This is a genomic window from Pseudoxanthomonas sp. JBR18, from assembly GCF_028198165.1.
Classification (GTDB): domain Bacteria; phylum Pseudomonadota; class Gammaproteobacteria; order Xanthomonadales; family Xanthomonadaceae; genus Pseudoxanthomonas_A.
This window is the reverse complement of the sequence record NZ_CP116339.1, coordinates 1,799,588-1,826,579: the sequence shown is the minus strand read 5'-3', so window position 1 is coordinate 1,826,579 and position 26,992 is coordinate 1,799,588. Positions and strand designations below refer to the sequence as shown.

Genomic DNA, 26,992 nt, shown 5'->3' with positions numbered 1-26,992 from the left:
CGAGAGTCCCATGAGCCGCAAGCACGCCTTCCAGTTCCTCGAATTGCCCCGCCAGATGCCCACGCGCATCCCGGTGGAACTGCGCACCTCCGGCGACTGGGGTGAGCTGTACGGCAAGTTCGACAAGGCCGATGCCCAGTACCAGGCCGGTCGCTGCCTGGATTGCGGCAACCCGTACTGCAGCTGGAAGTGCCCGGTGCACAACGCCATCCCGCAGTGGCTGCAGCTGGTCCAGGAAAACCGCATCCATGAAGCGGCCACCCTGTGCCACACCACCAACCCGCTGCCGGAGGTCTGCGGGCGGGTGTGTCCGCAGGACCGCCTGTGCGAAGGCAGCTGCACGCTGGAGGAGTTCGGCGCGGTGACCATCGGCGCGGTGGAGAAGTACATCGTCGACACCGCCCTGGCCACCGGCTGGCGCCCGGACATGAGCAGCGTGACGCCCACCGGCAAGCGGGTGGCGGTCATCGGCGCCGGTCCGGCGGGCTTGTCGTGCGCAGACAAACTGGCCCACGCCGGCGTGCAGGCCGTGGTGTTCGACCGCTACGAGCAGATCGGCGGGCTGCTGCAGTTCGGCATCCCCAGCTTCAAGCTGGACAAGTCGGTGATCTCTACCCGCCGCGAGGTGCTCGAAGGCATGGGCGTGGAATTCCGGCTGGGTGTGGAAGTGGGCACCGACGTGACCATGGAGCAGTTGCTGGAGGAGTTCGACGCGGTGTTCCTGGGCACCGGCGCCTATCGCTACACCGACGGCGGCCTGACCGGGCAGGACCTGGACGGCGTGCTGCCGGCGCTGCCGTTCCTGGTCCAGAACGCACGCATCGTCACCGGCGGCGACACCTGGGGCCGGCCCATCGCCGGCTGGGAAGACCAGATCGCCCTGCCCGACCTGACCGGCAAGCGCGTGGTCGTGCTGGGCGGCGGCGATACCGGCATGGACTGCGTGCGTAGCGCGATTCGTCTGGGCGCGGCCAAGGTCACCTGCGCCTACCGCCGCGACGAAGCCAACATGCCCGGCAGCGCGCGTGAGGTCGCCAACGCCCGCGAGGAAGGCGTGCGCTTTTTGTTCAACCGCCAGCCGCTGGCTATCGACGCCGGCGCCGACGGCAAGGTCGCCGGCGTGCGCGTGGCCGAGACCAAGCTGGGCGAGCCCGATGCCCGCGGCCGCCGCAGCGCGGTGATCATCGAAGGCAGCGAATCGGTGCTGGACGCCGACGTGGTGATCATCGCCTTCGGCTTCTCCCCGACCCTGCCCGAATGGCTTTCGGCCGTCGGCGTGGAAGCCTTGGACAACGGCCGCATCGTGGCCGGGGGCGAGGACGCCGGCCGCCTGCCCTACCAGACCACCAACCCCAGGCTGTTCGCGGGTGGCGACGCTGTGCGCGGGGCTGACCTGGTGGTCACCGCCGTAGCCGAAGGCCGCGACGCGGCGGCCAGCATCACCGAGCTGCTGCTGGCCTGAAGCGACGGCAGGATCTGCGCAACCACGCCGCACCGCGTTGACGGGGTCTTCGCGGCGCGACGTGCTATTTGGTCGGGCCGCGGTCCCCCAAGATCGACCATCCCGGGCACGCAAGCCTTCCGTTGAACGATGACCCGCGCCGTCATGGCCGGGCGTGCGGATGCGTGCGTTGTTCTCGTGGTCGCGCCGTGTTGCGCCAACCCAGGCAGCCCCCGATGCCCAAACTCGTCAGCGCCACGCGCGCCCGTCAACCCTGGATCGACCTGCTGCGCGGCGGCAGCGTGCTGCTGGTGATCCTGTTGCATGCGCGCCAGTACGCGTTCCACGGCTACCTGCCCGACGGCGCCACGGTCGATGGCAGCCTGCTGACCGATCTGGTGCGCCTGGTGAATGTCTCGCTGGCGCCCATGCGGATGCAGCTGATGTTCCTGCTGTCGGGCCTGTTCGTGGCACGCAGCCTGGGCAAGGGCAGCCAGGCCTACCTGTCCGGCAAGCTGCGTAGCGTGCTGTATCCGTTCCTGCTGTGGTCGCTGGTCATCATCCTGGTGCGCGATGGCGGCGCGACAGCAGCCAAGGGGGTTCCGTTCGCCTGGGAGGAGTTCGGCGCCATCGTCACCGGCACCAGCACCCTGACCTGGTTCCTCTACGACCTGTTCCTGTTCTTCCTGGTGACCCCATATCTGCGGCGCTTCTCGCCGCTGGCCGTGATCCCCGTCGCGCTGGCGCTGGCCTGGCTGGTGCCGACCTCGCTCTATGTGAAGCCGGAGCTGTTCTACTACTTCATCTATTTCTATCTGGGCGACTGGATCAGCCGGCGCGGCGTGGACCTGGCCGCCTATCGTTCGAAGGGCCTGTTGAGCTTCTCCGGTCTGTGTCTGCTGGCGATCGTCCTGCTCGCCAACTTCAGTGGCATGCCCAAGGTCTGGCCCGTCTACCTGCCCCTGGTGCTGGGCACACTGCCGCTGCTGGTGTGGTGCGCAGAACATGCCGCGGCTCATCCGTGGTCGGCGCCGCTGACCTACGTGGGGCGCAACTCGATCGTGTTCTACCTGGCGCACTACCCACCGTTCCTGGTGGTGGCCTGGTTGCTGCATACCGTCACCCTCGACGGAACGGTCTCGCTGGGCGTCCTGCTGCTGACCGGGATCGGCACTCCCGCGCTGATCTGCCTGGCGCGCGACCGCATCGGGATGCCGATCGTGAACTGGCTGTTTTCGTGGCCGGGCCGCCGACGTGCGCACGCCGTGCTCGCCCAACGGGTCGCCTGAATCATCGACTGACGACACGTGTGATGCCGATCTCGGCGCCATGCGCCCCTTAGAAAAGGGTGACTAACTAATCACTTTTTCTTAGACTCAAACCACACTAAAAAGCGGCGCGAGCGCGCTGGGGGCGGTGCGGTGGGAGACACGAGGGAACGTGCCGTCTGGATCGACGTACTGCGGGGAATTTGCGGATTACTGGTGATCGTGGCGCACGCCGAGTATTTCGCCCGTGCAGAGGCCGGCGCTGACTGGGCTTCGGCGATGGACACGCTGTGGATGCCCGGGGTGGACGCTCTCAACCTGATTGTTTCACCGCTCCGTATGGAATTGCTGTTCCTGCTGTCGGGCATGTTCCTGGCACGAAGCCTGGCCAAGGGCAGGTCCCACTACTTCCGCGGCAAACTCGACAATGTGGTCTACCCATTCCTGGTCTGGCTGCTACTGAACTTCGCGCTGCGCGAAGGAGGGTCGGTGGTGATGCTGGGCGAGTCGGTGAACTGGTGGAACCTGGCCGAACTGCTGGTGGGCCATGCACCGCCGACCTGGTTCCTGTTCGACCTGGCGCTGTTCTTCCTGGTGGCGCCCTGGTTGAGGCGATTCCCGATCTGGATCCTGGTGCCGGCGCTGGTCGCGCTCTCGATCCTTGTCGGCCGGATGGCAACTCCGCACGACGGCGAGTTCTTCTACCACTTGGCCTTTTTTCTATGCGGCGACGCGATAGTGCGGGCGCGTCTTGATCTGACGCGCCCGCCGCTGTGGTGGCTGGGAGTGTCGACGCTCTGCCTCGTTGCGACCTCGATCCTGGCACTGCACAGCGGCTTGGCCAAGACATGGCCGGGCTATCTGCCACTGGTGCTGGGCAGCGTGCCGTTGCTGGCTTGGCTGGCCGCACGCTTGGCGCAAACGCCACTCGCACCCGCGCTCGCCTACGTCGGACGCAACGCCATCGTGTTCTATGTCGTTCACTTCACTCTGTTCATTGCGCTGATCGTGGTGCTGCGCAAAGTCACGCATGACGGCGTCTGGCTTTTCGTTGGCCTGCTCACTGCTGGCGTCGGCACGCCACTGGCGCTTTGCCTGCTCCGTGTGCGACGCGGTTGGCGCTGGCTCGATCTGCTGTTCTCACCAGCCCTCCTGCGGGCAAGGCACCGGGTGAGCGAGGCCACACGCACTGACCCAGCTTGATCACGGAGAGGACGCGGATCGATCCGCTTGAAACCAGATTGGCCGCGCGAGCGGACGCCGATTAAGCTGCACACGCCGCGTTCCCCACTCCGGTCTGCCATGGCTGCCCTGCTCTCCTCGCGCCTGCTGCGCGACTCCTCGCTGTCGGCGCTGGCCGCAGGCTTTGTCACCGTGCTGGTGGGCTTTGCCAGTTCGGCGGTCATCGTGTTCCAGGCCGCGCAGGCAGTCGGCGCCAACCAGGCGCAGATCGGCTCGTGGATCCTGGCCTTGGGGATCGGCATGGGCCTGAGTTGCATCGGGCTGTCCTTGCGTTACCGCGTCCCGGTCGTCACCGCGTGGTCGACACCGGCGGCGGCGATGCTGGCGGCCACGACGACCGGCCTGCCGCTGTCCGATGCGATCGGTGCATTCGTGATCTGCGCCGTCCTGGTGGCGATGGCGGGGTTCTCCGGGGTGTTCGAACGGATGCTCGGGCGCATCCCGTTGCCACTGGCGGCCGGCATGCTGGCAGGCGTGCTGTTGCGCTTCGGGCTGGATACGTTCGTGGCGGTGCGCAGCCAGCCGCTGCTGGTGCTGGTCATGCTGGCGGTCTATCTGCTGATGCGCCGACAATGGCCGCGCTATGCGGTGATCGCCACGCTGCTGGCCGGCATCGTCGTGGCTGGCGCGCGCGGCCGTTTGCACCTGGACGGCGTGGCGCTCGCCCCGGCCCAGCCGGTCTGGGTCAGCCCGACCTTCTCCCTGGCCGCGTTGCTGGGCCTGGCCCTGCCGATGTTCGTGGTCACCATGGCGTCGCAGAACGTGCCCGGGGTCGCGGTCATTCGCGCCTCCGGTTACCAGGTGCCGGTCTCGCCGGTGATCGGCTGGACTGGCGTGCTCAATGTCGTGCTGGCACCGCTGGGCGCGTTCTCCCTCAACCTGGCGGCGATCACCGCCGCGATCTGCATGGGGCCCGAAGCCCATCCAGACCCCGCGCGACGCTACATGGCCGCCGTCTGGGCGGGGGTGATCTATCTGATCGTGGGGGTGTTCGGCGCCACGGTGGTCGCCCTGCTGGCGGCATTTCCGAAGGAACTGGTGATGGCCGTGGCCGGCATCGCCCTGCTCGGCACGCTCGGCAGCGCCTTGCACGGCGCGCTGAAGGACGACACCGGGCGCGAAGCAGCGCTGGTGACCTTCCTGGTGACCGCATCCGGGCTGAGCCTGGCGGGGATCGGTTCGGCCTTCTGGGGCCTGGTGGCTGGCGTGGTGGTGATGCTGGCGCTGCGCCCGCCCAAGCGCGGCTGACGCTGCCGACTGAGCGCTGACGCGATGGTCAGCGCCGGTTTCATGCTGCAGTTGCGTTAGGTGTCCTAGGCTCGTCACGACGAGGCGGCCATCCCCCACCCTCCGCCGCACCCACCCAGACCGCATCGGCGAAACCGTCGCTCACCACGACCAGGAGCCGCGATGACGGCCCACCGGAGCTTCCGCATGCGCTTGCATCCGTCCCGACCTTCCCGGTTCCTGGCCCTGCTGCTCATGGCCCTGCCGCTGACGGGCCTGGCCCAGCACAAGCGCGTGCTGGAATACGCCGGCGTGAACCTGGCCGGGGCCGAGTTCAAGTCCAGCCAGAAGCCGGGCAGGGTGTTCAAGGACTACACCTATCCGTCGGATAAGGACTTCGCCTACTTCGCCGCGCAGGGCATGAACATCGTGCGCCTGCCGTTCCTGTGGGAGCGCCTGCAGCCCGAGCCCAAGGGCGAGCTGGACCCGACCCAGTTGGAGATGCTCACCAAGACCGTGGACAACGCCCACCGGCATGGCATCGCCCTGCTGCTGGATGTCCACAACTATGGCCAATACAACGGACAGAAGATCGGCAGCGACGCGGTACCCGACGCGGTGTTCGCCGACCTGTGGGCGCGGTTGGCCCGCGAGCCGGCCTTGGCCAACAAGCCGGACGTGCTGTTCGGGCTGATGAACGAACCGCACGGCATCAGCGCGCGCGCCTGGGCCCGCTCGGCCCAGGCGGCCATCGATGCCATCCGCGAGGCGGGCGCAAAGAACCTGATCCTGGTCCCTGGCACGGCCTGGAGCGGCGCGCATAGCTGGAATAGCGCGACCGCCGGGGGCGGCAGTTCCAACGCCGACGCCCTGCTCGCCATCCGCGACCCGGCTCACAACCTTGCGTTCGAGGCGCACCAGTACCTGGACAAGGATTCCTCCGGTACCAAGGACACGTGCGTCAATGAACAGGTCGGCGTGCAGCGCCTGGAGGGCTTCACGCGCTGGCTGCGCAAGCACCACAAAACCGGTTTCCTGGGTGAGTTTGGCGCCAGCACGCGGCCCGAGTGCATGGCCGCGCTGGATGGGATGCTGAGCTACATGGAAAAGAACGGTGACGTCTGGCTGGGCTGGAGCTATTGGGCGGCTGGGGCTTGGTGGCCGCCGAGCTACATGTTCGGCGTGCAACCGGGTCGGGATGGCGGCGACAAGCCGCAGATGCGCATCCTCTCTCGCCATGCCCGGGCGGTGACTTCACCCCACTGATTCGCGCAAGCGCTTGGCAGTGACATGACAAGAGCCGTCCACGTGACGGCTTTTTTGTTATCCGGGTCAACAACCGGAGCGAGACGCAGTCCTCGAAACGGCACAGACCCCTGTTCACGAATGTGATATTCACGACGGCGTCACACCTTCTACACGCCGGGTGTGAACTGCACGCAAAACCCACCTAGGATCGGCCACGTGATGTCGCGATTGTCAGGTATCGCCGGACCGAATGGCCGGCCGCCTGTGGCACCACGCCTTGGGGTCGATTGAGCACCGTGCCGGATCGCGCGGGGTAACGGCTCCTCCTCAATGCAAAAGCGGCCTGACTGCCCGTGCGAGCGGGCGCCTGGCCCGATGACCGGTGCTGCCTGGATGCCGCCGGCCTGAACCCACCTCCCATGAAACCTCCACTCGCTTGCCGAGTAACGACGCTGAGATCCCCCGATATGCGCCTGTTCCAAACCCTTCGTGTCTCGTCCATCGCACTCGCCGCAGCCTTGGCGTGCGCCCCCGCCGCCAAGGCTGGCAGCGTGCTCAAGTACGCCGGCGTCAACCTGTCCGGCGCCGAGTTCAACTCCGCGGCCAAGCCTGGCGTGCTCTACAACGACTACGTCTATCCGTCCGATTCGGACTTCGCGTATTTCTCCAGGCAGGGCATGAACGTGGTGCGCCTTCCCTTCCTGTGGGAACGGCTGCAGCGCAGTGCGGGGGGCAAGCTCGATGCGACGCAGCTGTCCTACCTGCGCACGGCGGTCACGCGCGCTAAGAACCACGGCATGAAGGTCATCCTGGATCCGCACAACTACGCCAAGTACTACGGCAGGTACATCGGAACCAGCGCCGTCCCCAACGCCGTGTTCGCCGACCTGTGGCGCCAGTTGGCCGCTGCTTTCAAGAACGACGATGCGGTGATGTTCGGGCTGATGAACGAGCCAAACGACATGAAGGCGGTGACCTGGGCCAGCGCTGCCCAGGCGGGCATCAGCGCCATCCGCAACACCGGTGCCAAGAATCTGATCCTCGTCCCGGGTGTCGCCTGGACCGGGGCGCATAACTGGACGGTCGCCTCGGCAGGCGGCGGCACCTCCAATGGCGATGCCTTGCTCAAGTTGAAGGATCCCGCCAACAAGCTGGCCTTCGAGGTCCACCAATATCTGGATGCGGACTATTCGGGCACCCACTCCAGCTGCGTCAGCAAGACCATCGGCGCGGACACGCTCAAGAGCTTCACCTCCTGGTTGCGCGCCCACCACAAGGTCGGCTTCCTTGGCGAGTTCGGCGCGGCCAACAACGGCACCTGCATGGTGGCGCTGGACAACATGCTCGAGTACATGCAGTCCAACAAGGACGTGTGGCTGGGCTGGACCTACTGGGCCGCAGGCGCATGGTGGCCCTCGAACTACATGTTCAACGTGCAGCCTTACAAGGGCGCCTCCCGGCCCCAGATGAAGATCCTTGCTCCGCACGCCCATGAGGTCAGCGGCAAGTAAGTCCTAACCGGGCGGGCAGGACGCGATGTCCGGCCCGCCTGGTCTTTCGTCACCGTCACGGATCCGTGCTCCGCCCCCGCAGGAAGTGACTCCCAGGGGCACGACGCGACGTAAAGCCGACGCAAGGTTGGCTCGTGGCGGAGAGGTGAGCGCGGGAAACTTTGCTACAGAGCCACATGGCAAACGCTTCACAGCGCAAAACGAGTCGCCCCTCACTAAGGGAGTGATGACACAGAGCGGCAATCGTCACAGTTTCTACACATCACGTATGAAACCGACCGAAATCGGCACAGGCCTTGCTGGGAGCCTAGTGACCGTTTGGCAAATCGGGCCAGAAATGGCCCGCCGCATCGAGTGGGCCATGGCCCCCGATGCCGAGAACGGCACTCCGCGGGGGCCATCGACCGAATGCACAGGGATCGCATGGGTCATGACCTCCTCCTCCCGACGCAGGGACCAGCGGCTGTCCGACAAGGCAGTGCGGGTCCTCCGCCTCGACCGGCCGGACGGCACGGCGAGGTGACCACTTCCCCCGAGCCCATATGCGTCTGCTACCGCCCCTGGCGGCCTCCGCCGCCCTCCTGATCGCCCTGCTAACCCACGCCCATCCCGCCAGCGCCACCGATGTCCTCAAGTACGCCGGCGTCAACCTCGCCGGCGCCGAGTTCAACTCCTCGGCCAAGCCGGGCGTGCTGTACCAGAACTACGTCTATCCCTCGGATGCCGACTTCGCCTACTACGCCAGTCAGGGGATGAACGTCGTACGCCTTCCCTTCCTCTGGGAGCGATTGCAATCCAGTGCGGGGGCCACCCTCGACGTCACCCAGCTCTCCTACATCCGCACGGCCGTCACGCGTGCCAAGAACCACGGCATCACTGTCATCCTGGATCCGCACAACTATGCCAAGTACTACGGCACCCGCATCGGGACCAGCTCGGTTCCGAACACGGTCTTTGCCGATCTCTGGCGCCAGCTTTCCAAGGAATTCGCCAACGATCGCGCCGTGATCTTCGGCCTCATGAACGAACCCTACGGGGTCGACGCCGTCACCTGGGCCGCGAGTGCCCAGGCAGGCATCGATGCGATCCGCGCCACGGGCGCCCGCAACCTGATCCTGGTCCCCGGCGTGGCATGGACTGGCGCGCACAGCTGGACCAATGCCAGCGCAGGCGGTGGCACTTCCAACGCCGATGCCCTGCTGACGATTACCGACTCGGCCAACAACATCGCCTTTGAGGTCCACCAGTACATGGATTCGGACTATTCCGGGACCCACTCGACCTGCGTGAGCACGTCGATCGGAGCGGACAAGTTGGCGGCGTTCACCAGCTGGCTGCGCACCAACAGAAGGACGGGCTTCCTCGGCGAGTTCGGCGCGGCCGCCAACGAGACCTGCCTGTCCGCACTGGACAACATGCTGGCCTACGTCCAGGACAACGCCGATGTCTGGCGCGGCTGGAGCTACTGGGCCGGCGGCGCATGGTGGGGCAACTATATGTTCAGCGTACAACCGGCCAGCGATGGCAGCGCCAAGCCACAGATGACGGTCCTGTCGAACCGGGCCAAGCGCATCACCACCGGCACAGCCTCGCCCCCCCCGGCCAGCTCCAACCCGCCGTCGAATCCCGCGGCCAGCTCCCCTGTCTCCCCGATGCTCTCGCTGCCCGTCAAGGCCAGGAAGCTCTAGACCTCACGTCGCGCAACGCAGACCCAACGCCAGTTCCCGGACAAGGTCCGGACTTGGCACCGGGGAGTCGCTCAGCCGGGCTCGCTCAGCTGCAGTAGCCAATGGGTCGTCTGCCCGCCGCGTGCGGGCAGCGGCTCGAAGTCGAAATGCAGCAGGCGTGGTTCGGCATTGGCGACCCGCAGGGGCAGGACGCTGGCGGCCGGTGTCGATGCGCGCAGTTGGGTCTCCAGGGCCGACAGGGCTTCGGCGCGCACCGAGGGATCCAGCAGGGTCCGCATGTCGAGGCCGATCATGTCCGAATTGTCCAGGTCGGCCAGGTCGGCGAAGGCCTCGTTGACGAAGACCACCCGGGCAATGCCCGCCGGACCGCGCTCGATGATGGCCACGCCCTGGCGCAGGCGCGCCAACGAGGCCTCGAGCATGACGAAGTCCTGCTGATAGCGCTTGCGCTCCATCAGCTCGATCAGCACGCGCAGGCTGCGGGCCGACTCCAGGTGCAGCTGCGACCACGGCCGCGCGCGGCCACGCACGGTTTCCTGCCACAGATCAAAACTCTTGCGCGGAGACAGGCGCGAGTTGGGGATGTCCGGCAGCTTGGCCAACGCGGGGTTGCCGGCCCAGTTGACGGTCTGGACCTGCTCGCGCCGGGTCCACATCAGCGCACTGCGAGCCTGCGGCATCAGCGGCACGAAGATCAGGCCGGCCGCCAGCGGCGCCAGGTCGGCCAGCGGCGGAAAGGTGGTCCCGATGGTGTCGGTATGCAGGGCCCCGACCGCGCCCTCGCGCAGCGCCTCGTAATCGCCCGACTCGATCTGGGCGCGGATCCGCGCCAGGTCCCGCTCCGGCGGTAGCTGTCCGTGGCGGGTGACATGATCTCCGTGGAAGATCGCCACGCCGTCGGCATCGACCACGTCCATCAGGTCCGGCGCCATCTCGGCCAGCATGTCCGGGGTCATGGTGTCGGCGTCGTTGAACGCGGTGATCAGCTTCTCGCGCACGGTCAGCAGGACCGACTCGGTGCGCGCGCGCTCCACCGCCTGCAGTGCCCCGATGCGCCCGGCCAGGCCGCGCGAGAGCGCATCGGCCACATCGCGCATGGCATGGTTGGCGAAGTGCGGCTTGTAGTGATGGCAGGCCACCAGGCCCCACAGCGCGTCGTTGACCACGATGGAGGTCACCAGCGTCGCCGAGACCCCCATGTTGGCCAGGTACTCCAGGTGCACCGGCGAGACGCTGCGCAGGCTCACATCGCTCAGGTCCACCGGCTGGCCATCGGCCGGGTTGAGCACCGGTGTAATCGGCGAGGGGCGATAGCCGACATGGGCGATCTGGCGCACCCGGTTGCGCAGGTACAGCGCACGGGCCTGGGCCGGAATGTCGGTCGCCGGATAATGCAGGCCCAGGTAGGCCTCCAGGTCCGGCGCGCGCGCCTCGGCGATGACATCGCCGTTCCAGTCGTTGTCGAAACGGTAGACCATCACCCGGTCATAGCCGAGCAACGCATGGATCTCGCGCGCGACGCGCAGGCTGGCCTCGGCGACCGAACCGTCGCGCTCCAGCAGCCGCAGGGTCGGCAGCGCATCGTTGAGTCCGGCGTCGGAGCCACGCGAGTCGCGCGGCTCCAGTTCGACCAGCCAGTGCGTGGGTGACAGATGCCACGCGCCGACCCAGGACGCCTCCGGAGTCGCGTCACGCAGCGGGAACTCGACCGCCGCGTGGGACAGGTGCACGCGCTCGGTCACGCTGGCCGGATCGGGCAGTTGGCGCTTGCCCAGGTCCAGCAACGCGTCCCAACGCCGGCCCAGCGGATCGTCCACGCCCAGGACCGCCGCGGCCGTCTCACTGGCCTGGACGATGCATCCGGTGGCCGGGTCGATGACCAGCAGCACGCCGAACGGCTGGATGGAGCCAGGGATGTGGATGGGCTCGCGCGCGCACGCATCCATGTCCACGGGATCGACGACAACGTTCATACGGGCCTTCCGAAGCAAAGCTGTTGGTGAAAACGGGCGAACATCGCCATCGCACCAGCCACCGCCTGCTCGCGGGCGCCAGGCGGGGTGAGCGCCCTTTCAAGGCAGTCCTGGAACCGCCGCCAGGCGGCGGGCTCCTCGCTGCCGAGGTCGAAGTAGGCCAGCGCCCCTTCCAAGGAGGGCTGCTGACGCCGCAACTGTCGGGCGATCACCCGCCCACCCAGCATCGAGCCCTCCACGACGTAGAGCATGCCCCAGGCCTGGGCGGCTTCGATCGACGCCTCGGCGGCTCCGGCCACCGGCGGAAGGGGCTCGCCCAGGGCATGCAGGTCATGGCGCAGCGCCGGAACGCGAGGCCGGTAGCGCCAGCCATGGACCGGCAGCGCCGCCAGCCAGGCCGCGTGCGCGTGCTCCCAGGGCGCCAGGATGGACAGGTGCGCCTGCAGGACCCGGCCGTAGAGGGCTGGCTCCAGGGTGCCGGCCGCCAGCGCGGGCATGTGCGGTAGTGCCTCCACTGCAGCGTGTGCCTGCGCAGTCGCCTCGCGCAGGAAACGCGCGGCAGGCGGTGGGGCAAGGTCGGGAACGGGGGACATGGGATGGCAGGCGTGGGGCATGAGCGGCACAGAGCCAGGAGAACCGCCCCAGCCCCTGCGAGCCTAACAGCGCCTGCGCCGATGACCAATCAAAAGCCCGGCCCGCGCTCGCACACGGCTCCCGACCATCGGAACTTCGATGGGGGGGTCGCCATGACCGTTCAGCCCGCGGCCAGCGCCGCAATCCCTGTGATGGCGGGCGTTGCCGCGTCGACGCGGGCCGCGTTCAGCTGGCAGCAGCGCATTGCTGACCCCGCCTACACGTCCACGCTGGCTCAGTGGTCCCCACCCAAGAGTGAGGAGGAAGGACCATGCGGATCATCCAGACCACGACGCTGCTGCTCGCCCTGACCGCCGCCGGCGCCGCCGCCGCGGCCGATGCGCCCAAGACCAAGGGCCTGACCGAACCCCAGGTGCGCCAGTTGCTGGCCGACAAGGGCTACACCAAGGTGGACGATATCGACTTCGAGGACGGCATGTGGGAGGCCGATGCCACCAGCGCCAACGGCAATCGCACGGACGTGCGGGTGGACCCGGCCAGTGGCCGCGTCTTCGCCGATGCCCAGGTCTCCAATCTCAGCGAGAACGATATCAAGGCCAAGCTCGCCGCCGCCGGTTATGCCAAGATCCATGACGTCGATTTCGACGACGGCATGTGGCAGGCCGAAGCCGAACGCGCCGACGGCAAGCAGGTCGAGATCCACCTGAGCCCGGACGACGGCGCCATCCTGCACGTGGAGAACGACTGAATCTCGGGCCGGCGCGCTCGTCACGCCGGCCTGTCATGCCTTGCTTTACGAGCCGCCCGGGTCACCTGGGCGGCTCTGTTTTTGGTTTTTTGCGGCTAACCCCGCATTTTTTTCGTGCTTCGTGTCCTAAAAATCCTGCAAATGGGGTTACGTTCTGGAGAAGCTGGGTTCCCCCGTCCAGCAGGCGTCCAGGATCGACATGCGCATTGCCCGCACCACGGCCTCTAGGCGCCGGCGCGCCCGACACGGCCTGGTCACGCTGTTGCTGGCCGTTTGCCTGGTTGCCTGCGCCGATTCGCAGCCCGAGGCCGCCGTCACCGCACCGGCGGCGCGCACACCGGCACCGCGTCAGATCGCCTCGACCCCCTGCGAGCTGATCACCCGGGACGAGCTGCGCAAGGTGTTCCCGCTGGCCGAAGGTGCCAGGCAGGAACAGCACGATGCCTTCGGCATCGCGTCATGCGAGTGGAATGGCGAGTTCGGACGGCTGTTGGTGCAGCAATGGCCGTCCAAGGGCCACACGCCGCGTCAAGAAGTGCGTGACCTGGCGCGGGGTTTCACCGATGGCAGTGAGCCGGACCTGGACCGCGTCCGCCTGGTCCCGGTCGAGGGCATGGGGCACTACGCCACCGCCGTGGTCGAGCGTCGGGACCCGGACCGCGGCGTGCTGGCCGACATGGCGGTGCTGTCGATCTCGCGCGATGGCAAGACCCTGGTCTTTCTGACCGACGGCCTGGACGAGTTCGAGCGCGACGAGGCGCTCAAGCGCCTGTCCCTGCTGGGGGGCTACGCCTACCAGCGGCTGTAGTCGCGCACCGGACGGCTTCCTTATGCCGGCAGAACCTCCAGCGTCTGCGCCAGGGTTACTGACGCACCGGGCGCCACGCTCACGACGTCACGGCCCGCGTTGGCCGCCTCCACGCACAGGAAATCAGGCCAGGCCCCGGGCGGAACATCGGTGAAGCCCTGCACGCCCTCCTGCCCCGGGTTCCACACCACCACCGCGGCGCTGCCGGTGGTGGACAGGCGCAGGCGGCGCCCGAGCACCGGATCGACGATGAGGTAGCGTCCGCCTGCGTCGTGGTAGACGCGGTCGCTGCGCCCGGGATCACGCGGATCGGCCAGCGTCCAGTCGCCGTCCTGGGTGAACACGCGGCCGGTGAACTTGTCGGTGTAGTCCAGGCCCGCCAGGCCTTCGACCGTGACCCGCCGCGCGTCGCCCACCTGGAAGTAGCTATGCAGCGCCTGGGTGATGCGCACGGGCTCGGCCCCAGGGTTGTGGGTCACCAGCGCCTGTTGCAGGCCGGCGCCGAAGACCAGCAGCTGCTCCAGCCGCAGCGGCGTGCGCGGATCGGCCGGGAGCGAAAGCCGCACATGCACGTTGCCATCGCCGTCCTCGCGCGATTCCTCCAGCGTCCATGGCTGTGTGCGGGCGAAGCCATGCTGGACGACGTCGGCCGGCTGGTTCTCCTTGGCGAAGTAGGGCCAGCACACCGGGACACCGCCGCGGATGGCCTTGGGCGCACCGACCGCCGTCGGCGAGACCCACAACATCTCCTGCCCCCCCGCCGGCACGAACGACAGCAGCTGGCCCCCATGCAGCGACAGCCGGGCGGTGCACAGCGGCGATTCGATCTCCAGCACGGGCAGGCCGCGCAGCGTGGTCTCGGTCAGGGCGTGGGTCATGGTGGCTCGCGAACGAAAGCGGGCCGCCAGTCTAGCCAGACGCCCGTGGGGTCGCCGTGGGAGCGCGTCTTACCCAACCTTCTGCAGCCTGGTCGGACCCCTCACCGGGCGGGCCTTCGCAGTGCGTCTGAGCCTGCGCGCTCATCGCCCCGGCCCGTGATTCAGTCGACTTCGCCGTCCAGGTAGAACCAGTGCCCGTCCTCGCGCACGAAACGGCTGTGCTCGTGCATGCGCTGGGCAGAGCCGCCCCCGATGCGCAGGCGTGCGGTGAATGCCACCTCGGCGGTGTCCGGCCCGGTGACGGTGTGTGATTCGACCTTCAGCCCAAGCCAGGCGGTGCGTCGCCCGGGGGCATCATCCAGGGACAAGCTCTCCGGGCGCGTGGAGGCATGCCAGCTGTCCAGCAGATACCCGGCATCACCCAGCACATAAGCGCTGTAGCGCGAGCGCATCAGGGCCGCGGCGTCGGCCGCCGGGGTACCGGCATGCAGCGGGCCACAGCAGCGGGCGTAGGGAAGGCCCGTATCGCACGGACAGGTCTTGGGGGGAGTGGATGTCCGCATGGCGTCAGCCCGCCGCGCCACTGAGGTGTTCGTAGAGGATCGCCGCACCGACCAGGATCAGGATCACGCCGCCGGCCAGCTCCGCGCGGCGGCCGATCATCGCTCCGAGCGCCCGCCCGGCCATCACCCCGAGGGTGACCATGGTGAAGGTGCAGGCGCCGATGACCCCGGCCACCACGAAGATCGGCACGTTGACGAAGGCCAGGCCGACGCCGACGGCCATCGCATCGATGCTGGTGGCCAGGCCGGTCAGGGCGAGGGTGACCAGGTTGCCGTGCCGGTCGGCGGACGCCTCGGCCTCGTCGGCTTCATCGTCCTCGGTCAGCGCCTTCCAGATCATGTGCGCGCCCAGCGCGCCCAGCAGGACGAAGGCGATCCAGTGGTCGTAAGCCTTGACGTAGCTGGAGGCCGCCGAGCCGATCAGCCAGCCGATGACCGGGGTGATGGCCTCGACCACGCCGAAGATCAGGCCCACGCGCAGCGCCTGGGCGAGCGTGGGCTTGGCCATGGCCGCGCCCTTGCCCAGGGCCGCGGCGAACGCATCGGTGGACATGGCCAGGCCGAGCAGGAGGATGGAAATCGGATTCATCGGATGAAGTCACCACGGCCGGAAACGTGGACGAACGAACAAACCCCACGCGCCGGCCATCTGCCGCGTCGGGCTGCTCGTTGGTCTTGCCAACCTGGTGTGGTTGCAGCCGCCATGGCCTTTTGAAGCCAAGCATGTTGACGGCTGCGCTCTGGCCGCGATGCGGGCCGAGCCGGCTACTCCCCAAGGAGATCCCGCGACACGGCACTGGGCTGCGAGCGGGGCGCGCAGTATACACAGGCAACGTCCGCAACTGGACCGGCGACCACGCAGGCAAGTGGCCACGCGGCCCCTGCATCTGCGCTCAGAGCATGCGCCGCAGGACGTTGTCGCGGCGGAACAGCGCGTGATACAGCGCGGCCACGATGTGCAGCCCGATCACCCAGTAAAAGGCCGTCCCCAGCCAGACGTGCACCGACTTCAGCGTATCGGACAGGGCTTTGTGTTCGGTGGGAAGCCCGGGGATGCGCAGGCCGCCAGGCAGGCCGACACCCCCGCCGTCGACGATGCCCGAGACCAGGCCCAGCAGCGGCTGGACGATGATGAAGGCGTAGAGCAGCACGTGGGTGACCTGGCTGGCGCGGTGCATCCAGTGGGGTGGCGGCGGCTGGATCGGCGGGGCCTGCGTGCCCAGGCGCGAGACCAGCCGCGGCAGGGCCACCAGCAGCACCGCCAGCCCGAACAGGAAGTGCGATTGCATCACCAGCGTGCGCTCGGGGGTCCCGCGCTCCAGAAAGCCACGGGCGTTGATGGTCGCGTAGGCGCCGGCGATCAGCAGCACGGTCACCCAGTGGAAGACGCGCACGCGCCGGCTGTAGCGCGCAGGGATCACTTCGGTCATGACGGGCCTGTGCCAATCGCGGAAATGCGATCCTAGCCCGGGCAAGGTCGGAGTGCCGTCAGCGCTTGCCGCCGACCTCGATGAAGCGCAGGAACTCGGCGCGGGTGCGTGCGTCATCGCGGAACGCGCCCAGCATCTTGGAGGTGACCATGCTGACCCCGCGCTTGTGCACGCCACGGGTGGTCATGCACTCATGCGCGCCCTCCACCACCACGCCCACCCCACGCGGCGCCAGGACGTCCTGGATGCACTGGGCGATCTGCGCGGTCATCTTCTCCTGCACCTGGAAGCGCCGCGCGAAGGCATCGACCACGCGCGCCAGCTTGCTGATGCCCACCACCTTGCCATCGGGCAGGTAACCCACGTGGACCTTGCCGATGATCGGCGCCATGTGGTGCTCGCAGTGGCTTTCGTACTCGATGTCGCGCAGCACGATCAGCTCGTCGTAGCCGGCCACTTCCTCGAAGGTGCGGGCCAGATAGTCGTGCGGATCCTCGCGATATCCGCTGAACCAGTCCCCATAGGCCTTGGCCACGCGCTTGGGCGTGTCCAGCAGGCCTTCGCGCGCGGGATCCTCGCCCGCCCAGCGCAACAGCGTGCGCACGGCGTCCTCGGCTTGGTCGCGGCTGACGCCGCCGCGGATGTTGTCGGAATCGCTCATGGCCGCAGACCTTGTCCGGGACAGCTGGAAGGGGCCGGCATCGTACCGGACTGCCCCGCGCGCGTCAGCGCGGGGCGTACGGAACACTGCAGGCCGCTTCAGGAGGACGCCGGGACCACGAACACCGGGTTGGTGTAGAACCACAGGTCCTGCCAGGGGTCTTCGCCGGGCACATCCGGTGCCGGTGTGCGTTCAGGCGTGCTGCTGCCGCGGGCGCGCACGAAGGCGCCGCCCGCCGGCACCGGTAGCGTCCACTCGGCCACGATCCAGTCGCCTTCGCGCCGCCAGTCCTGCTCGCCGAACACGCGGCTGCGCATGCGTGGCCCCTCCGCGCCAGGCGTGCCCACGATCAACTCCACATGATCCAAAGGCGGACGCTGGCCGTGGGCGTTGACGGCAGTGGGCCGGTGCACGCGCAGGCGCACCTGCATCGGCGCGCCGGCCGACAGCGCCACCTGCCCGCCCAGCTGCGCCACGGCGCGGCCGTCCGGTGTGCCCACCTGCAGCGACAGCGCATCGACCAGATCCCCGGTGACGGTGAACACCCGGCCCTGGCGCAAGCCGTCCATCAGGTCCTGCGGTGTGTGTCGCGCCCACACGTAGGTCTTGCTGTACTGGCCCGGGTCGAACTCCTCACCGCCATCGCGCGCGTTGACGTGCGAGTCGGAGTTGGCCGTGATCCACAGGCGCATGCCGCTGGCCAGCAGCTGGTCCCACACCCCGCCCACCACGGCGACCATCTGGTCGAAGCCACCCAGCGTGGGCGCCGGGGCGTTGCGGTACAGCCCGCGATGCTGCGCCGAGGCCTGGTGCCCGGGCGCGCCCTCCATCCCCACCAGCACCTGCGGCGCGGCCGCATGCCAGGCCCGCAACTCGGCCGGGGTGACATCGCCCCAGCGCCCCATGCCGGTGGCGGTGCGCGCGGGGTGGTTGATGATCATCAACGGCGTGGGCGAGAGCTGGCGCATGTACGCCAACCCCTCCAGCATGCGCTGCGGCTGGTCGTCACGCGGATCTTCGGGAAAGGCGTCACCCCGGCTGTAGCGACGCTCGATCTCATACAACTGGCCACGTTCGTCCGCGCCGGGCGCGATGATCAGCGAGGCGTGCTCGCCCGCCGGCACGTTGAACTCCATGCCATGGAACTGGACCAGTTCCGGCACCGCCTGGCGCGCCTGCTGCAGCGCCGGCCAGGCCTGGTCGCGATCCACCGCGGCATGTCCAGGACCGCCATGGTCGGTGTGCACCATCCACGTCAGCCCGTAGGCATGGGCCGCCTGCGCATTGCGGGTGCGTGTGTAGTGCGAGTCGCCACCACGCACGGGCGTGGGCGGGTTGGTGCTGCGGTCCCAGTCCACGCTCCACTCGCTATGGACGTGGTGATCGCCGGGCTGCCACTGGCGCCCAGCGTCGGGGTCATCCGCGGCCTGGGCCGATCCTGCCGTGAGCAGCAGGCCCAATAGCGCCGACCGCGGCGCATGTCGAGAAAAGAACATCGGAAACTCCTTTGAGCGTCACCTCCGCGCGGGAAGGCACGGCGCTGCGCACGGAGACGAGGGAGGGCGATGCGATGGCCGCACGCGGCCACCCTCGCATCGCCATGGCGCGCGATCAGAAGTCGGCGCGGATGCCCAGGCTGATGCGCCGACCGGACAGCTCGTACATCGTCGGGAACGCCGGATCCATCGTGTAGCCGGTGGTCGCCTCGTCGGTCAGGTTGATGCCCTTGAGGGTCAGCTTGACCACATCGTTGATGCGATAGCCGATGGACACGTCCACCTGGCCGTAGGCGTCGCGCCAGATCGGGTAGAGGTTGTAGCCGATGGACTCGACGTAGGCGCTCTTGTGGTTATACGAAACGCGCGCATCGAAGCGGTCGTTCTCGAAGTAGGCGGTGAAGTTGTAGACCTTGTCGGCCAGGCCCGGCATGGGCGTCTTGATGCCCAGGTCCGACTCACCGGCCAGCGAGCTGTCGAGCATGGTGTAGTTGGCATTGATGCCGAAGCCCTCCAGCGCCGGGTGGACCATGCCCAGCGGCAGCTGCGCCACCAACTCCCAGCCGTCGACCTCGTAGCTGCCTTCGGCATTGACCGGCTGGTAGACGTCGAAGTCATACACGCCGTTGACCGTCCCGTTGGCGTTGTAGACGGTCACGTCCGGCACCGTGCCGGTCAGCGCGCTGATCACCACCCCGTCGATCTTCTTGTAGAAATACGAGGCCGCCAGCAGGCCGCCGTTGTCCAGGTACCGCTCCAGGCCCACCTCCCACTGCTTGGCATAGGTCGGCTGGAGGTCCGGATTGCCGTCGGTGAAGCGATAGGAGCTCCAGCTGGCGGTGCGCTTGTAGGCGATGTCCGACAGCGCCGGGCGCATCATCGTCTTGGACGCTGCCGCGCGCAGCAGCAAGTCGGGCACCAGCTCGGCGGTCGCGTTCAAGCTCGGCAACCAGCGCTGGTAATCGCCATCCTGGGAGACCGGGGCATCGGAATAGCCGGTGCTGCCGTCCGGGTTCTGGATCGGGTGATAGCCGTAGGAGGTCACCTGGGTATCGACATAGCGCGTGCCGGCGTTGATCGTGACCGGCACCGTGCCCACGTCGAAGGCCAGGTCGGCCATGGCGTACAGCGCGCTGGCGGTCTCGTCCACGCGGTAGTACTGGCCCGCGTCGAACGGCGTATAGAAGCCGTCGTAGCGAAACAGGTCGCGCGCATCGTCATTGGAGATCATCATCCAGTCCAGCCCCTTGAGGCTGTAGCCGCCGCCCGGGACGATGTCGCCGATGGGCTGCAACGGACTGTCGGCCAGGGTGCGCGTGCCCACCCACGCGCTGCTGCCGGCCGTGGGGCCGGTGATCTTCAGTTCGCCGTAGCGGCGTTCCTTGGACTTGTCGGTATAGCGGCCGCCAAACTGCAGCGCGCGCAGGGCGGGGAAGAAGCCCAGGTCCAGCGACTTGCGGAAGTTCAGCTGCGCGGCGTACTTGTCGTCGGAGATCTTCTCCAGCGAGGTCTCGTAGGCCTCGAACAGGTAGCGCTCCGGCGCGTTGTACATGTCGATGGTGTTGGGGTCGTCGCTGGGAATGGTCTCGCCGCTGTGGCCGGTCCAGCGCGTGCGCGAGGGCGCATAGGCCACGTGCTTGAGGTTGGCGTAGTCCAGCGACTTGTCCGCGCCGGAGTAGCCGGCCATGGCATCCAGCTGCCAGGTGTCGCCCTTCCAGTCCAGGTTGAGGCTGTACTGGCTGTAGTCGGTCTTGTTGGTCCGCTCCTTGCTCAGGAACTCGTGCTGGGTGGCGGTGTAGGCCACGTCGCGCAGCACCACCAGCCCATCATCGGCCAGGGTGTCGGCGTCGTAATCGTAGATCCGCTGCAGCGTGCTCTTGCTGGAGGCCGAGTAGGCCGCAGCGTCGTATTCGTCCTCGTGGGTGTCGTAGCTGCCCAGCATCGCGTCGAAGGTCAGGCTGAAGTCCTGGCTGGGCTTGTACTGCAGCGAGGCGGTGGCCCCCCACTTGTCCTGCTCGTTGAGATACACCCGATCGCCGACCTTGTCCTGGAACACCAGGCGGTCGGTGACGTCGGTGTCCTTCGGGTCGCTGACCACGATGCCGGCATCGCGCGCCAGCACGTCCACGGCCTGGCTGCTGCGTGTCCCCGACGCCCCCAGGAAGCGCGTCAGCGGGCGGAAGTTGATGCCCGAGGTCGAGTCGGTGCGATTGGTGCGCTTGGCCGAGGCGAAGGACACCAACGCGCCCCAGTCGCCCCAGGTATCGCTGGCCAGAAAGGCGAACTTGGGATCGGTCTTTTCCGAGATCGAGTTGTAGGCGCCCTCGGCCGAGGCCACCAGCTTGCGGTCGGGATAGTCGAACGGGCGCGCGGTACTGATGTCCACCGAGCCGGCGATGCCGCCCTCCTCGTCGGCGGCGGTCGGGGACTTCTTCACCGTGACCTGCTGGATGATCTCCGAGGCGAACATGTCGAACTCCACGTCGCGCCCGCCGCTACCCGAGGCGGTGGCCAGGTTGTTGATCGACACGTGGGTGTACTCGGTTGGCAGGCCGCGCACGCTGACCTTGGTGCCCAGGCCCTTGTTGCGCTCGATCGCCACGCCAGGCATGCGCTGCAGCGCCTCGGCCAGGTTCTGCTCGGGAAAGTCGGCCACGTCGGTGGCCACGATCGAATCGGAAAAGCCGATGTTGGCGCGCTTGAGGTCCACCGCCTGTTCCAGGCTGCGGCTGTAGCTGCCGGTGACCTGCACCCCGTCCAGGTCCTGCAGGCGGGCGCTGACCAGCGAGGCCTCCTGCGGGCCGGGACCGCCAGTGGCCGCGCCGATCCCGGTCGCGGCCTGCGGCGCGGCGGGCGCCGCGGCGGCATTGGCCTCGATGGTCACCGTCCCGGCATTGAGATAGCGGTAGCGTAGCCCGGTGCCCTGCAGCAGGCGCTTGAGCGCGTCCTCGGCACTGAGCCCGGCGGGGATCGCCGCGGTGCGTGGGTTGCCCGCCGCGGCGCTGTCGTAGACGAACTGCAGCCCGGTCTGCTGCGACAGCGCATTGAGCGCATGGTCCAGCGACTGGGCGGGCATGGCCTGCGTGGCAGGCGCGGCCTGTTGCGCGGTGGCGACCAGGGGATTGAGGGCCAGGGCAATGGAGAGGAACAGGGTGCGACGCATCATGGGAATCCGGTGGTGGGGTCGGAGGTGGCCGTGCGTGACACCGCGTGTCCGCACATGCCACGACTACGACGGCCTTCGACCTGGATCGGGTACCGGTTTGCCCATGAATTTTTTTTGACACGCGCCGCGCGCCCGCGCGTGGGCATGCTCAGCGTCGTGTCACCGTCGGTGCGGCCGTGCGGCTGGCGATGTGCACGGCATCCGTGGCCTGGCGCAGTTGCAGCGTCGGCTGGTCCTTGAGGAAGGCACGCAGCGAGGCCAGGTCGTCGCCCTGCAGGTTGCCGGTCAGGCGCAGCGCGCCGGCGCGCGCATCGTCCACCTGCAGCTGCGTGGTGTTGAGGCGGTTGAACTGCGCGATGACCTCACGCAGCGGCGTATCGCGGAACACGACGCGGCGCTGCCACCAGGCAGTCATCGTGTCGACATCCTCCTGGGTCACACTCACCACGCGGTCGCCCGATCCAATGCGTGCGCGCTGCCCCATGCCCAAATCGGCCAGCATGCGTCCATGACCCGCATGGTCGATCACGCGCACGCGTCCCTCGATCACGTCCACCCGCGTGTGCCCGGGCAGGACCGACACATCGAAGGTGGTGCCGATGTCGCGCACCTCCATGCCATCAACCTGGACCGCGAACGGACGCCGGTCGGAGGCCACTTCGAAGCTGGCCTGCCCTCGCTCGAGCCGCACCTCACGCGAGAACCAGCCCACGCGCGCGGACAGCGCGCTGCTGGCATTGAGGTGCACGACCGTGTGATCGGGCAAGGTGAAGCGCCGTGTCGCCCCATGGCCGGCGACGTAGTGCGTGGTCCGCGGCATCGCGGTCCAGAGCACCGCGCCGGCGCATGCCACCACCAGCATCGCCGCGGCAAGGCGCGGCCAGCGTCGGCGTGGCGCCGCACCACGCGCAGGCCGTGCCTGCGCTGACCCGTTTCGCTGTGGCAACGTCACCACGTTGTCGGGCTCGGCGGACGGGCTGCCGCCAGCCAGCAGGGCATCCAGGTCGAGCTCCATGTCGCGCAGCACCTCGCCCAGTTCGCCGGCCACGCGCGAGACCGCCAAGTATTCGCGCAGGTGCACGGGCGAGGCCAGCAGCCAGTCCATGAAGCGCGCCTGCTGGGCCTGGTCCAGGCCGCCGGCACGCTGCACGGCATGCCAGTGCGCGGCTTCGCGGGTGGCCGCGCCGGGCAGGGACTGCACCGCGCTCATGCCGGCACCCGATCGGCCAACGCCCGGCGACACACCGACAGCCCCCGGGTCACGTGCTTCTTGACCATGTGCGCCGACACCCCCATCCGCTCGGCGATCTGCTTGTAGCTCAGGCCGTCGCGGTACTGCATGACCAGCACGGCACGGGTGTGTTCGGGCAAGGTGCCAAGCAGTTCCTGCAGGCGCTGGTGACGCTGCGCGCGCTCGGCGGCATCTTCCACGGCCTCCCCTCCCTCCAGTCCGCCGGACAGCTGCTCGAACTCCTCGATCGGCACGTGCGGCCGGCGCCGGCGCACGGCCTGCTCGCGCGCCAGGTTGAGCGCGACGGTGAACAGATAGGCCTCCGGGTTGGCGATCGCCGCCCCGGGCTGCTGGTGCGCGCGCAGCAGGCGCAGGTAGGTCTCCTGCACCAGGTCGTCGGCGTCCTCATGCGCACCCCGGCGCACGAAGAAGCCGCGCAGCACCGGTTGCTGCTCGGCGAACATCCGCGCCAGTCCCCGCTTCGCCGGCTCGCCCAACCCGCTCCCCTTGCCGCCCCTGTGAACCGGGCAAGGTAGGCCGGAGCGATGACACGTCGATGACGTGGGGGCGGGGGCACATCCTCCCGCATTGCCTGGCTGCGCGGCCAGGGCAAGAACGCACGCGCCGGCCGCATCCACCCGCTGGCGCGCCGCCACCAGCACGCCGGACATCGCGAACACCGCCAGGCCTGCAGGCTCCGTAGCGCATGAAGGCCAAGGCGTTTCCCAGGCAAATCGCTTCGGTGTTTAGATAGGAGCCCCACGAACCACCGGTTGTCCCATGCCCATCTCCAGCGCCGAACAGCTCCGTTTCCAGCTTTCCGCCGGGCTGATCCCGGTGGCGCGGCAGTGGCAGAAGGTGGTGGACAACGCGTTGGCCGGCCAGGGCATCTCCAATGCCATGACCACGCCGCTGCTGATGATCGGCCGCGCTGGGGGCGGCCTCCGCCAGGTCGAACTGGCCCAGTTGATCGGGGTGGAGGGCCCCTCGCTGGTGCGGATCCTGGACAAGCTGGCCGCCGCCGGACTGGTCGAGCGCCAGTGCGATGCCAGCGACCGGCGCGCCAACCTGCTGTGGCTCACCGCCGAGGGCGAGGCCCTGCGCGAGCAGCTGGAGCGACAGCTGACCGCATTGCGCAAGGCCACCTTCGGGCAACTGTCGGCGCAGGAGATTGAGGTGATCCTGCGTTTCTATCGGATCGTGGAAGAAGCTGCCAAACCCGCCTGATCGGCCCGCCCGGCATGGCCTGACTGCCTTGACGGGCTTCCTCTGCCTGCACCCATCACGCCGCCCTCGTCCGTGCTCTGGAGGTCGGGCGCCGACCCGCTCTTCTTGCCTCGGCTCTGCGCCAGCGCGCGGCCAGCCCTGCAGGAGCTGGCGCACGCACCCCATCTCCAGCCAGGCCCGGGCGCGTCGTCGCACCCGGACCCGACGGTGCACACCTCCTACCCACCCGGCCACGACCCACCCGCGCGGCGGCTTCCGCGCCCATGGCCGCCTGCCTAGACTGCGGACGGTGGGACGCGCCGCAATCCCACCCACGCGGCATCGCGCTTGGCGGTGGCGTCCTTCCCCCACAGGTGTCCTCGCATGCATCCAGCCCGCCCGTCCTGCCTGCGCCGCTGCGCGCTCGCGCTGCGCCATGTGCTCGCAATCGGCCTGCTCGCCCTGGCCACCCCCGCACTGGCCGCCGGAGCGGGCGAACATGGCGAAATCCTCTGGGACACCTACGGCGTACCGCACATCTACGGCAGGACCGAAGCCGACGTGTTCTATGGCTTTGGCTGGTCGCAGGTCCGCAGCCACGCCAACATCGTCCTGCATCTCTACGGCGAGGCCCGCGGCCGCGCCGCCGAATACTGGGGTGCGCAGTACGCCGACCAGGATCGCTGGATGATCAGCAACGATGTCTACCCGCGCGCGCGGATCTGGTACGACCAGCAGACCCCGCAGTTCAAGCAGGACCTGGATGCCTTCGCGCGCGGTATGACCGAAGCCGCGCGCACGCATCCCGAAGGCATCGATCCCTCCCTGATGCAGGTGCTGCCGATCACCGGCGTGGACGTGGTGGCCCACGCCGAGCGCCTGATGAACTACATCTACATCGCCAACGAGAAAAACGTGCTGGGCGATGCCCCACCGCCCGATACCAAAGGCCGTGACGGCTCCAACGCCTGGGCGCTGATGCCCAGGCGCACCAAAGACGGCCACACCATGCTGCTGGCCAACCCGCACCTGCCGTGGGCACCGGGCTTCTTCACCTACTACGAGGCGCACCTCAACGGCCCGGGCATCGACCTCTACGGCGCCACCCAGATCGGACTGCCGATCATTCGCTTCGCCTTCAACAACGACCTGGGCTTCACCAACACGGTCAACACCCTGCTGGGGTCGACCACCTACAAGCTCACGGCCAAGGGCGATGGCTATGTGTTCGACGGCAAGGTGCTGCCGTTCAAGGTCACCGACAGGCAGATGCAAGTGCGCCAGCCCGATGGGTCGCTCAAGACCGTGCGCTTCCAGGTCAAGCACACCGTGCACGGGCCGGTGTTCGAGCGGCACGACGGCACCTTGGTGGCGCTGCGCGTGGCCGGGCTGGACCGCCCCGGCATGCTCAAGCAGTACTGGGACATGGGCATGGCGCACACCTTCAAACAGTTCCTGGCCGCGGTGGAGCAGGTCCAGGTGCCGAAGTTCAACATCGTCTACGGCGATCGCGAAGGCAACGTCATGTACCTGGACAACGGCATTCTGCCGCGCCACAAGTCCGGTGACCTGGCGTTCTGGGAGGGCCTGGTGCCGGGCGATACCTCGGACACGCTGTGGGACGAGGCCGACATCCACACCTTCAGGGAGCTGCCCAAGGTCATCAACCCGGCCGGCGGCTTCGTGCAGAACACCAACGACACGCCGTGGGTCTCGACCTGGCCGCGCGTGCTGGACCCAAAGGACTACCCGTCCTATATCGCCCCGGTCGGCCCGATGTCGCTGCGCTCGCAAACCTCGGTCCTGTCGATGGCCGGCGATAAAAAGCTGTCCTTCGATGACTTCATCGCACGCAAGCGCTCGGTGCATTCGCTAGCCGCCGACCGCTTGCTGCCGGCGCTGTTGGCGCAGGCCAAGGGCAGCAGCGATCCGGAGATCGCCCGCGCCGCCGACGTGCTGTCCCGGTGGGACCGCAACTTCGAGGCCGGCAGCCGTGGGGCGCTGCTGTTCGAGGAGTGGGGTCGCCTGTTCACCGGCGACTACAAGTTCACCTCGCAGCAGGGCTACAGGACGCCGTGGACGCTGGACGATCCGCTGGCCACGCCGAACGGCCTGAAGCATCCGGCCCTGGCGCTGCAGCAGCTCAAGCAGGCCGTGGGCATCACCGAGCAGCGCTACGGCAGCATCGACCGTGCGTATGGCGAGGTCTCGCGCTTCCACATCGGCGAGGTCGACCTGCCCGGCCGCGGCGGCTTCGGCAACCTGGGCGTGTTCGACGTGATCACCTGGGATCCGATCAAGGACGGCGAGCGCCTGCCGCAACACGGCGAGACCTGGGTGTCGATGGTCGAGTTCAGCACGCCGCTCAAAGCCCGCGGCCTGATGAGCTACGGCAACTCCACCATGCCGGGGACCCCGCACAACAACGACCAGCTCGGCCTGCTGGCCAAGGGCGAATACCGCACCCTGTGGACCACGCGCGAGCAGGTCGACGCGCACGTCGAATCCATCGAGCATTACTGAGTCAACGCCCGGCCCCGCAGGGCGCGTGATGTCGTCTGCCATGCGCATCTGGAATCATGTGGCGTTTCCGCCCTGCTCCGAGGCCGAATG

General features: G+C 68.0%; 22 protein-coding genes. 11 read left to right on the top strand and 11 right to left on the bottom strand.

The window, feature by feature from the left end:
* The first annotated feature begins 10 nt into the window (after positions 1-10).
* The 7 genes from PJ250_RS08310 to PJ250_RS08280 all read left to right on the top strand — a co-directional run bounded on the left by PJ250_RS08310 (position 11) and on the right by PJ250_RS08280 (position 9,625).
* Positions 11-1,462 (top strand): glutamate synthase small subunit GltD family protein, encoded by a 1,452-nt coding sequence (locus tag PJ250_RS08310; protein WP_271648113.1) that lies wholly within the window; start codon positions 11-13, stop codon positions 1,460-1,462.
* A 215-nt stretch (positions 1,463-1,677) separates the two neighbouring features.
* Positions 1,678-2,730 carry an acyltransferase family protein gene (locus PJ250_RS08305; protein WP_271648112.1) on the top strand — a complete coding sequence of 351 codons (1,053 nt, stop codon included), beginning with the start codon at positions 1,678-1,680 and terminating at the stop codon, positions 2,728-2,730.
* 132 nt (positions 2,731-2,862) lie between these two features.
* Positions 2,863-3,912 carry an acyltransferase family protein gene (locus PJ250_RS08300; RefSeq protein ID WP_271648111.1) on the top strand — a complete coding sequence of 350 codons (1,050 nt, stop codon included), beginning with the start codon at positions 2,863-2,865 and terminating at the stop codon, positions 3,910-3,912.
* A 99-nt stretch (positions 3,913-4,011) separates the two neighbouring features.
* Positions 4,012-5,199 carry a benzoate/H(+) symporter BenE family transporter gene (locus PJ250_RS08295; protein WP_271648110.1) on the top strand — a complete coding sequence of 396 codons (1,188 nt, stop codon included), beginning with the start codon at positions 4,012-4,014 and terminating at the stop codon, positions 5,197-5,199.
* A gap of 234 nt (positions 5,200-5,433) precedes the next feature.
* Positions 5,434-6,444, top strand: a complete 1,011-nt coding sequence (locus tag PJ250_RS08290; protein ID WP_271648570.1) for a glycoside hydrolase family 5 protein — start codon at positions 5,434-5,436, stop codon at positions 6,442-6,444.
* 449 nt (positions 6,445-6,893) lie between these two features.
* On the top strand, positions 6,894-7,937 hold the full coding sequence (locus PJ250_RS08285; RefSeq protein ID WP_271648109.1) for a glycoside hydrolase family 5 protein: 1,044 nt from the start codon (positions 6,894-6,896) through the stop codon (positions 7,935-7,937).
* A 542-nt stretch (positions 7,938-8,479) separates the two neighbouring features.
* Positions 8,480-9,625, top strand: a complete 1,146-nt coding sequence (locus tag PJ250_RS08280) for a glycoside hydrolase family 5 protein (RefSeq protein ID WP_271648108.1) — start codon at positions 8,480-8,482, stop codon at positions 9,623-9,625.
* 71 nt (positions 9,626-9,696) lie between these two features.
* On the opposite strand, the gene bphP is transcribed toward PJ250_RS08280, so the two are convergent.
* Together bphP and PJ250_RS08270 are read right to left on the bottom strand one after the other, a co-directional pair.
* Positions 9,697-11,598: a bacteriophytochrome BphP gene (gene bphP / locus PJ250_RS08275; RefSeq protein ID WP_271648107.1), complete on the bottom strand. Its 1,902-nt coding sequence runs from the start codon at positions 11,596-11,598 to the stop codon at positions 9,697-9,699.
* On the bottom strand, positions 11,595-12,191 hold the full coding sequence (locus PJ250_RS08270; protein ID WP_271648106.1) for a biliverdin-producing heme oxygenase: 597 nt from the start codon (positions 12,189-12,191) through the stop codon (positions 11,595-11,597). The genes bphP and PJ250_RS08270 overlap by 4 nt, the downstream gene beginning before the upstream one ends.
* Positions 12,192-12,502: 311 nt before the next feature.
* Here PJ250_RS08270 and PJ250_RS08265 point away from each other — a divergent pair, with 311 nt between their 5' ends.
* Positions 12,503-12,940 carry a PepSY domain-containing protein gene (locus PJ250_RS08265; RefSeq protein ID WP_271648105.1) on the top strand — a complete coding sequence of 146 codons (438 nt, stop codon included), beginning with the start codon at positions 12,503-12,505 and terminating at the stop codon, positions 12,938-12,940.
* A gap of 199 nt (positions 12,941-13,139) precedes the next feature.
* The gene (locus PJ250_RS08260) at positions 13,140-13,748 is read left to right on the top strand and encodes a hypothetical protein (RefSeq protein ID WP_271648104.1); all 609 of its coding nucleotides are present in this window, start codon (positions 13,140-13,142) and stop codon (positions 13,746-13,748) included.
* Between the two features lie 20 nt (positions 13,749-13,768).
* Here the strand turns inward: PJ250_RS08260 and PJ250_RS08255 are convergent, their stop codons facing one another.
* The 9 genes from PJ250_RS08255 to PJ250_RS08215 all read right to left on the bottom strand — a co-directional run bounded on the left by PJ250_RS08255 (position 13,769) and on the right by PJ250_RS08215 (position 23,637).
* Positions 13,769-14,626: a D-hexose-6-phosphate mutarotase gene (locus PJ250_RS08255; protein ID WP_271648103.1), complete on the bottom strand. Its 858-nt coding sequence runs from the start codon at positions 14,624-14,626 to the stop codon at positions 13,769-13,771.
* Positions 14,627-14,787: 161 nt separating this feature from the next.
* Positions 14,788-15,189, bottom strand: a complete 402-nt coding sequence (locus PJ250_RS08250; protein WP_271648102.1) for a YchJ family protein — start codon at positions 15,187-15,189, stop codon at positions 14,788-14,790.
* 4 nt (positions 15,190-15,193) lie between these two features.
* The gene (locus PJ250_RS08245; protein WP_271648101.1) at positions 15,194-15,778 is read right to left on the bottom strand and encodes a manganese efflux pump MntP; all 585 of its coding nucleotides are present in this window, start codon (positions 15,776-15,778) and stop codon (positions 15,194-15,196) included.
* Between the two features lie 304 nt (positions 15,779-16,082).
* The gene (locus tag PJ250_RS08240) at positions 16,083-16,619 is read right to left on the bottom strand and encodes a cytochrome b (protein WP_271648100.1); all 537 of its coding nucleotides are present in this window, start codon (positions 16,617-16,619) and stop codon (positions 16,083-16,085) included.
* Positions 16,620-16,677: 58 nt separating this feature from the next.
* Positions 16,678-17,280, bottom strand: a complete 603-nt coding sequence (gene folE / locus PJ250_RS08235; RefSeq protein WP_271648099.1) for a GTP cyclohydrolase I FolE — start codon at positions 17,278-17,280, stop codon at positions 16,678-16,680.
* A 98-nt stretch (positions 17,281-17,378) separates the two neighbouring features.
* A complete protein-coding gene (locus PJ250_RS08230) occupies positions 17,379-18,776 on the bottom strand; it encodes a CehA/McbA family metallohydrolase domain-containing protein (protein WP_271648098.1) in 1,398 nt (465 codons plus the stop codon).
* Between the two features lie 115 nt (positions 18,777-18,891).
* A complete protein-coding gene (locus PJ250_RS08225) occupies positions 18,892-21,939 on the bottom strand; it encodes a TonB-dependent receptor (RefSeq protein ID WP_271648097.1) in 3,048 nt (1,015 codons plus the stop codon).
* Positions 21,940-22,090: 151 nt separating this feature from the next.
* A complete protein-coding gene (locus PJ250_RS08220; protein WP_271648569.1) occupies positions 22,091-23,143 on the bottom strand; it encodes a FecR family protein in 1,053 nt (350 codons plus the stop codon).
* A 5-nt stretch (positions 23,144-23,148) separates the two neighbouring features.
* Complete coding sequence (locus PJ250_RS08215; protein WP_271648096.1) at positions 23,149-23,637, bottom strand: RNA polymerase sigma factor; 489 nt, start codon at positions 23,635-23,637, stop codon at positions 23,149-23,151.
* 316 nt (positions 23,638-23,953) lie between these two features.
* On the opposite strand from PJ250_RS08215, the gene PJ250_RS08210 reads away from it, so the two are divergent.
* Positions 23,954-24,400 (top strand): MarR family winged helix-turn-helix transcriptional regulator, encoded by a 447-nt coding sequence (locus PJ250_RS08210; protein WP_271648095.1) that lies wholly within the window; start codon positions 23,954-23,956, stop codon positions 24,398-24,400.
* A gap of 363 nt (positions 24,401-24,763) precedes the next feature.
* Complete coding sequence (locus tag PJ250_RS08205) at positions 24,764-26,902, top strand: penicillin acylase family protein (RefSeq protein WP_271648094.1); 2,139 nt, start codon at positions 24,764-24,766, stop codon at positions 26,900-26,902.
* Positions 26,903-26,992 lie beyond the last annotated feature (90 nt).

Bases quoted from the DNA above. Each gene is read 5' to 3' on its own strand.
- PJ250_RS08310 (WP_271648113.1), top strand. From the start codon at position 11: ATGAGCCGCAAGCACGCCTTCCAGTTCCTCGAATTGCCCCGCCAGATG.
- PJ250_RS08240 (WP_271648100.1), bottom strand. From the start codon at position 16,619: ATGACCGAAGTGATCCCTGCGCGCTACAGCCGGCGCGTGCGCGTCTTC.
- PJ250_RS08205 (WP_271648094.1), top strand. From the start codon at position 24,764: ATGCATCCAGCCCGCCCGTCCTGCCTGCGCCGCTGCGCGCTCGCGCTG.
- PJ250_RS08215 (WP_271648096.1), bottom strand. From the start codon at position 23,637: ATGTTCGCCGAGCAGCAACCGGTGCTGCGCGGCTTCTTCGTGCGCCGG.
- PJ250_RS08285 (WP_271648109.1), top strand. From the start codon at position 6,894: ATGCGCCTGTTCCAAACCCTTCGTGTCTCGTCCATCGCACTCGCCGCA.
- PJ250_RS08230 (WP_271648098.1), bottom strand. From the start codon at position 18,776: ATGTTCTTTTCTCGACATGCGCCGCGGTCGGCGCTATTGGGCCTGCTG.
- PJ250_RS08295 (WP_271648110.1), top strand. From the start codon at position 4,012: ATGGCTGCCCTGCTCTCCTCGCGCCTGCTGCGCGACTCCTCGCTGTCG.
- PJ250_RS08270 (WP_271648106.1), bottom strand. From the start codon at position 12,191: ATGTCCCCCGTTCCCGACCTTGCCCCACCGCCTGCCGCGCGTTTCCTG.
- bphP (WP_271648107.1), bottom strand. From the start codon at position 11,598: ATGAACGTTGTCGTCGATCCCGTGGACATGGATGCGTGCGCGCGCGAG.
- PJ250_RS08225 (WP_271648097.1), bottom strand. From the start codon at position 21,939: ATGCGTCGCACCCTGTTCCTCTCCATTGCCCTGGCCCTCAATCCCCTG.
- PJ250_RS08290 (WP_271648570.1), top strand. From the start codon at position 5,434: ATGGCCCTGCCGCTGACGGGCCTGGCCCAGCACAAGCGCGTGCTGGAA.
- PJ250_RS08250 (WP_271648102.1), bottom strand. From the start codon at position 15,189: ATGCGGACATCCACTCCCCCCAAGACCTGTCCGTGCGATACGGGCCTT.
- PJ250_RS08265 (WP_271648105.1), top strand. From the start codon at position 12,503: ATGCGGATCATCCAGACCACGACGCTGCTGCTCGCCCTGACCGCCGCC.
- PJ250_RS08305 (WP_271648112.1), top strand. From the start codon at position 1,678: ATGCCCAAACTCGTCAGCGCCACGCGCGCCCGTCAACCCTGGATCGAC.
- PJ250_RS08245 (WP_271648101.1), bottom strand. From the start codon at position 15,778: ATGAATCCGATTTCCATCCTCCTGCTCGGCCTGGCCATGTCCACCGAT.
- folE (WP_271648099.1), bottom strand. From the start codon at position 17,280: ATGAGCGATTCCGACAACATCCGCGGCGGCGTCAGCCGCGACCAAGCC.
- PJ250_RS08255 (WP_271648103.1), bottom strand. From the start codon at position 14,626: ATGACCCACGCCCTGACCGAGACCACGCTGCGCGGCCTGCCCGTGCTG.
- PJ250_RS08260 (WP_271648104.1), top strand. From the start codon at position 13,140: ATGCGCATTGCCCGCACCACGGCCTCTAGGCGCCGGCGCGCCCGACAC.
- PJ250_RS08210 (WP_271648095.1), top strand. From the start codon at position 23,954: ATGCCCATCTCCAGCGCCGAACAGCTCCGTTTCCAGCTTTCCGCCGGG.
- PJ250_RS08280 (WP_271648108.1), top strand. From the start codon at position 8,480: ATGCGTCTGCTACCGCCCCTGGCGGCCTCCGCCGCCCTCCTGATCGCC.